The 5,145-nt window shown below is 65.9% G+C and carries 5 protein-coding genes and 1 pseudogene; 2 read left to right on the plus strand and 4 right to left on the minus strand.

Annotated elements, in window-relative coordinates:
- Positions 1-127 precede the first annotated feature (127 nt).
- Positions 128-1,207, minus strand: a complete 1,080-nt coding sequence (locus JYJ84_RS27900) for an ornithine cyclodeaminase (protein WP_122948925.1) — start codon at positions 1,205-1,207, stop codon at positions 128-130.
- Positions 1,208-1,554: 347 nt separating this feature from the next.
- Between JYJ84_RS27900 and JYJ84_RS27905 the strand changes: the two genes are divergently transcribed.
- The gene (locus JYJ84_RS27905) at positions 1,555-1,986 is read left to right on the plus strand and encodes an Lrp/AsnC family transcriptional regulator (RefSeq protein ID WP_006479718.1); all 432 of its coding nucleotides are present in this window, start codon (positions 1,555-1,557) and stop codon (positions 1,984-1,986) included.
- Positions 1,987-2,570: 584 nt separating this feature from the next.
- The gene (locus JYJ84_RS27910) at positions 2,571-3,113 is read left to right on the plus strand and encodes an isoprenylcysteine carboxylmethyltransferase family protein (protein WP_236027204.1); all 543 of its coding nucleotides are present in this window, start codon (positions 2,571-2,573) and stop codon (positions 3,111-3,113) included.
- Positions 3,114-3,227: 114 nt separating this feature from the next.
- On the opposite strand, the gene JYJ84_RS27915 is transcribed toward JYJ84_RS27910, so the two are convergent.
- The 3 genes and pseudogenes from JYJ84_RS27915 to JYJ84_RS27925 all read right to left on the minus strand — a co-directional run.
- The gene (locus tag JYJ84_RS27915; RefSeq protein ID WP_175219367.1) at positions 3,228-3,821 is read right to left on the minus strand and encodes a peroxidase-related enzyme; all 594 of its coding nucleotides are present in this window, start codon (positions 3,819-3,821) and stop codon (positions 3,228-3,230) included.
- Positions 3,818-4,348: a CMD domain-containing protein gene (locus JYJ84_RS27920; protein WP_175219369.1), complete on the minus strand. Its 531-nt coding sequence runs from the start codon at positions 4,346-4,348 to the stop codon at positions 3,818-3,820. The genes JYJ84_RS27915 and JYJ84_RS27920 overlap by 4 nt, the downstream gene beginning before the upstream one ends.
- A gap of 44 nt (positions 4,349-4,392) precedes the next feature.
- A pseudogene (locus JYJ84_RS27925) lies at positions 4,393-5,145 on the minus strand (FAD-dependent oxidoreductase); the annotation flags it as partial.

A 5,145-nucleotide genomic window follows, 5' to 3' on the forward strand; every position in this document is an offset into this window, starting at 1 on the left:
TTCGGCAGGAAGCGGTGCGGCCGGATCATCACGACGGCGGCCGGTGCCTGGATCGATACGAGATTCATGGAAGGCAAGGACGAAAGGCTGGAAACCGGGCGGCGTGCGTGCCGCCCGGGCATCGCGGTCAGCGCGCGAACGCGGCGACGGCTTCGGTGACGTACGCCGCGTGACCCTGCGCGATCGCGGCCGGGTCGTCGATCAGCGCGAACAGGTTCTTCGGGTCGACGGCCGGCGGAATCAGCGCGATCTCAACGCCTGCGTTGTGCTGCTGCGCGAGCGCATACAGATAGCGCAGCGCCGAGTAGTCCTCGAGCGCGAAGCCGACCGAGTCGAATACCGTGACTTCATCCGCGCGCGCGCGGCCGGTCGTCTCGCCCTGCAGCACGCGCCACAGCTCGGTGACGGGGAAGTCGGCCGGCATCTGCTGGATCTCGCCCTCGATGCGCGATTGCGGCTCGAATTCGACGAACACGCTGCCTGCATGCAGCACGCCTGCTTCGAGTTCGGTCTTGCCCGGGCAATCGCCGCCCACGGCGTTCAGGTGCATGCCGGGCTCGATCATGTCGGCCGTGACGATCGTCGCGTACGCCTTGTCGGCGGTGACGGTCGTCACGATGTCGGCGCCGCGCACGGCGTCGGCGGTCGACGCGGCACGCACGACGCGCAGCGCCGGGTACGCGGCGAGGTTCTGCACGAGCTTGTCGGTCGCGCGCGGATCGACGTCGAACACGCGGATTTCGTCGATGCCGAGCAGCGTGTGGAACGCGATCGCCTGGAATTCGCTCTGTGCGCCGTTGCCGATCAGCGCCATCGTGCGCGAGTCGGGACGTGCCAGTGCCTGCGCGGCGAGCACCGACGTGGCGGCCGTGCGCAGCGCGGTGGTCAGCGTGAGTTCGGCGAGCAGCAGCGGGTAGCCGGTATCGACTTCGGCGAGCGCGCCGAACGCCATCACCGTGTGCATGCCGCGCGCGGCGTTGACGGGGTGGCCGTTCACGTACTTGAACGCGAACAGCGACGCGTTCGCGACGGGCATCAGTTCGATCACGCCGTCGCGCGAGTGGCACGCGACGCGCGGCGATTTGTCGAAATCGGCCCAGTGCAGGTAATCGGCGCGCAGCGTGTCGACGAGCTCGCGGAGGAACGTCGTGACGCCGGTCGTCGCGATCAGTCGGGCGGTGGCGGGAACGTCGAGGAAGCGGGTCATATGTTTGTCTCCTGTCGACCCGAGTTAGCGCTTTAGCGCTTACTCGGGTCCCATGCTTTGCAATTACTCAGTGCCGGTACGGGTGTCCCTGGCGTTCTGGTCGACCTGGCGGCGCGTCGGCGCGCGTCCCGGCTTCCTGGAAAGCGGCGGTGCGGCCTGTCCCGCCGGTCGATAGGGTCATTATTTCCGCGAGTCGAGCCAACAAAAAGACAGCAAAAGTGGCAGATTTATCGATAGACTTGGCAAATTGCCAGCCTGATCCGGCAGTTTGACCAGTTCTCGCTGGTCGGAATGCACAGCTTCCGGCACGCTGGCGGCCGGTTCACGTTCAACAGGAAGGCCCGTCCATGATCACGCTCGACGACGTCGACCGGCAGCTCATCGCGCTGCTGCGCGACAACGCGCGACTGCCCGTCGTCGCGCTGGCGAAGGAATTGCGCGTCGCAAGGGCGACCGTGCAGAACCGGCTGACGCGGCTGGAGAAGAACGGCGTGATCGTCGGCTATACGGTGCGGCTCAAGCCGGCGGCGGAACGGCACCGGATCCGCGCGCTGATGTCGATCGCCGTGCAGGGCAATCGCGGCGCGGAAGTGGTGAAGGTGCTGCGCGGGCATCCGAACGTCGCGTCGATCCACAGCACCAACGGGCGCTGGGATCTCGTCGCCGAGCTGCATGCCGATTCGCTCGAGCACTTCGATCGCGTGCTCGGCGCGATCCGGCTGATCGACGGGATCGCGAATACCGAGACGAGCATTCTGCTGTCGACGCACAAGGCGTGACGGGGGCGGGGCCGAGCGGACCTCGTTGCTGCCGAAGGGCCCGGCCGCGGATAGATTGGCCACGTAGCGGCTGCGAATCAAAGCGGCCGGCGCGAAAGGTGCCGCGTCGCGCCGTTGTCCGAATTCCATTTCGATCGCGACATGGCTAGCTGAAAGCGGACCGGTTGCACTCGGCGTACCAGCCAATCGTTTGCCGCACGACCGAGATGATCCTGTCCGCGCGACGCGCGATACGAGCCACGAACCGCCGGGCCGGCAGCGCGCCATCTTGCTTCGGTATCCCTATTTGACCGATGGCTCGGGATTTACGCTAATTCACGTCAGAAAGTCAAAACTTTGGCCCTCGTTGATCGATCGGGCATGCTAGTCTGAATCGGTAATACAAAGTAATACAAAAAGCCCTTAATAAATTACAGATCAATAACATGGCACAGGCGATAGAGGACGCAGGGGGACGGGGAACGGGCACGTCAAGTACGCCGGCAGTACACGCTACGGCTGTACGAGAGGAATCGGAGGGGATCAGTCTGATCGAGCTTGGCGCTCGCGTGTCGTCGGTGACGGTGCTGGGCGTGTTTGCCTACATGCTCTTTTTGCAGTGGCGACTGGATACGAGCCGGATCACGCTGATCCTGCTGTTGGTCTCCGCCGTACTGACCGTTGGATTGTCGGCGTTTGCGAACTTGCCGAGGCGGCGCGACTGGCATCCCGTCGCGGTGTTTTTTTCGCTCGGCGGTTCGTTCTATTGCCTTGCGTATCAGCTGACCGCCGGCACGCAACTGATTCCGGAGTGGGCCGGGGGCGCGTGGCAAGTTGCCGGGATTGCATTGCAATTGTTCGCAAAGCTGTCGCTGGGGCGCTCATTCGGTCTGCTGCCGGCGAACCGGGGCGTCGTCTCGACCGGTGCGTACCGCTTCGTGCGTCACCCGATCTACGCCGGTTACCTGTTGTCTGAAATCGGTTTCCTGCTCGCCAACTTCAGTACCCGAAACCTGATCACGATCGGCGTCTGGATGGTGTTGCAGATCGGGAGAATCCTGCTCGAGGAGCGCCTGTTGTCGGACGACGCGGATTATCGTGCGTACCGGGCGCAGGTTCGGTACCGGCTGATTCCGGGCGTGTTCTGACGGGCATGCCGAACGCTCGCCATCCCTGAGCGTGGATGAACCTCGCGAGCGTGGGGCCGGCGCAGCTTCGTGCGCCGGTTTCCGTCGGCTCAGGTGGTGAATCGCGCGGCAGGGTCAGGCGTGGGCCGCCGGCTCCGGAAACACCGGCTCGCCCAGCGTCAGCATCAACCGGTTTGCCCACGCGAAGATCGCGACCGCGTGCGACAGGTCGAGAATTTCCTCATGTGTCAGCCCTTCGGCTTCCAGCGCGGCGATATCGTGCGCGTCGACCGTATCGGGCCGCTCCGTCAGCGCGATCGCGTAGCGGACGATCGCGCGCTCGCGCGCCGTCGTGCCGGCCGTCGCCGGATCGTCGAATACCTGCTCGATCGCGTCGGTGCGTTTCGCGAGTTGTGCGAAGCGCTGCGCATGCACGGACGCGCAATATACGCAGCCGTTCACGCGCGACACGGCCGTGCTGGCCAGTTCGCGCTCCGCGCGCGACAGCCCGCCCGGGCCGTACATGATCGCGTTGAACACGCCCGAGCGTTGCCGCAGGATCTCGGGAAGATGGACGAGCAGCAGGTAATAGTCGGAGGTCTTCGCGTGCGGGTGGCTTGCTTCGAGCACGGCTAGCTGATCGGGCGTCGCGGCATCGAGCGAAACGGTGTCGAGCCACGCACGCCAGCCTAGCGTGTCGGACGTGAAGCCGTGGGCGGTCGTCGTCATGCGGCCTCCGTGGCGGCACGTGCCTGAAGCGCTTGCGCGGCGACGCCGACACGCAATTGATACGCGACGAACGCCACGAGCTGCGACAGCGCGACGATCGCGGGCGTCGTGAGTCCGGCCGACTTCAGCGTATCGAGGTCGGATGGGCGCGCAACGACCGGGGCGTACGTCAGCAGGCGTGCATGCGCCAGGATCGCGCCGATACGGCGGGGCAGCGCGTCGAACGCATCGGCGTCCGCGCGTGCGATGTCGTCGAGCGTGCCGCCTGCGTCGAGCAATCGTGCGCGATAGGTGTCTGCCAGCATGCGTGCGTTTGATTTTTCCGCAACATACCGCGCCGCATGCAATCGTTCGATCAACGAAAGATCCGGCAACGCGGGATCGAACAATGCAGCTTCGCTCAGCCGCGTATGCAGCAGCACCTTGTCGCGCGCGCGGCGCAGTGCGGCGACCGTGTCACCGTCGCGCAGGCCGGCGATCGCGTCGATCGTGTCCGGCACATCGGCCGGCGTGATGGATTCAGTCATCTTTCGGGTTCCCTTCGTCGTCGATATGATCGATGGACGCGCGCTTACGCATCGGCGTCGCGCCATTCGTCGCCTTGCAGTTCCGCATTGGCATACGCGACGAGCGCGTCGTAGTGGCGGTCGCGGTCGGCGTCGAACAGCCGGCTCGCGATGCCGCGCGCGAGCCGCTGCGCGCCCGCGCTAATGGCCGGGATATCGCCGGACAGCTTGCCGTGGCTCAGGCTCGCCGCGTGGTTGAAGCAGTGGATCCGCGTGATGGCCGCGCACGCGCCGGGCTCGCGCTCCTGGAACGCGAACGCGGGGCCGAGATCGGGCGATTCGGCGAGCTCGTCGAGCCACGTGCTCGGTTCCGGTCGATAGCGATCCTTCCAGCGCCGCACCTGCGCGCCGAACGACGCGAATTCCGCGCGGGTCGTCCAGTCTGAATGAAAGCCGGTCGCGAAGATCAGGAAGTCGACGGTGTAACGCCCGCGCGGTGTCGTCACATCGAGACCGTCCGCGTGTTCGGCGAGCGTCTCGATCGGGCTGCCCGCATGAAAGTGCGCATGCTCGTGGCGCGACACGCGCAGCACGCTGTCGCGCGGTGGCGGCGTCTGCGACGTCAGCGCGTAGTGCATGAAGCGCCACTTCGTCGCGTCGTCGAGATCGGCGTAGCCGTGCACGAGGCCCGGGCTGCCGATGCCTGTCAGCTTGTTGATGCGTGGAATGTCCGCGCGGCGGAAGAACAGGTCGACGCGCGCGGCGCCCGCTTCGAGCGCGGTGCCCGCATTGTCGAACGCGGACGCGCCCGCGCCCAC

The sequence above is a fragment of the Burkholderia sp. LMG 13014 genome (genome assembly GCF_905232215.1).
Lineage (GTDB): Bacteria > Pseudomonadota > Gammaproteobacteria > Burkholderiales > Burkholderiaceae > Burkholderia.

Bases quoted from the DNA above. Each gene is read 5' to 3' on its own strand.
- JYJ84_RS27905 (WP_006479718.1), top strand. From the start codon at position 1,555: ATGATCACGCTCGACGACGTCGACCGGCAGCTCATCGCGCTGCTGCGC.
- JYJ84_RS27915 (WP_175219367.1), bottom strand. From the start codon at position 3,821: ATGACGACGACCGCCCACGGCTTCACGTCCGACACGCTAGGCTGGCGT.
- JYJ84_RS27900 (WP_122948925.1), bottom strand. From the start codon at position 1,207: ATGACCCGCTTCCTCGACGTTCCCGCCACCGCCCGACTGATCGCGACG.
- JYJ84_RS27910 (WP_236027204.1), top strand. From the start codon at position 2,571: ATGCTCTTTTTGCAGTGGCGACTGGATACGAGCCGGATCACGCTGATC.
- JYJ84_RS27920 (WP_175219369.1), bottom strand. From the start codon at position 4,348: ATGACTGAATCCATCACGCCGGCCGATGTGCCGGACACGATCGACGCG.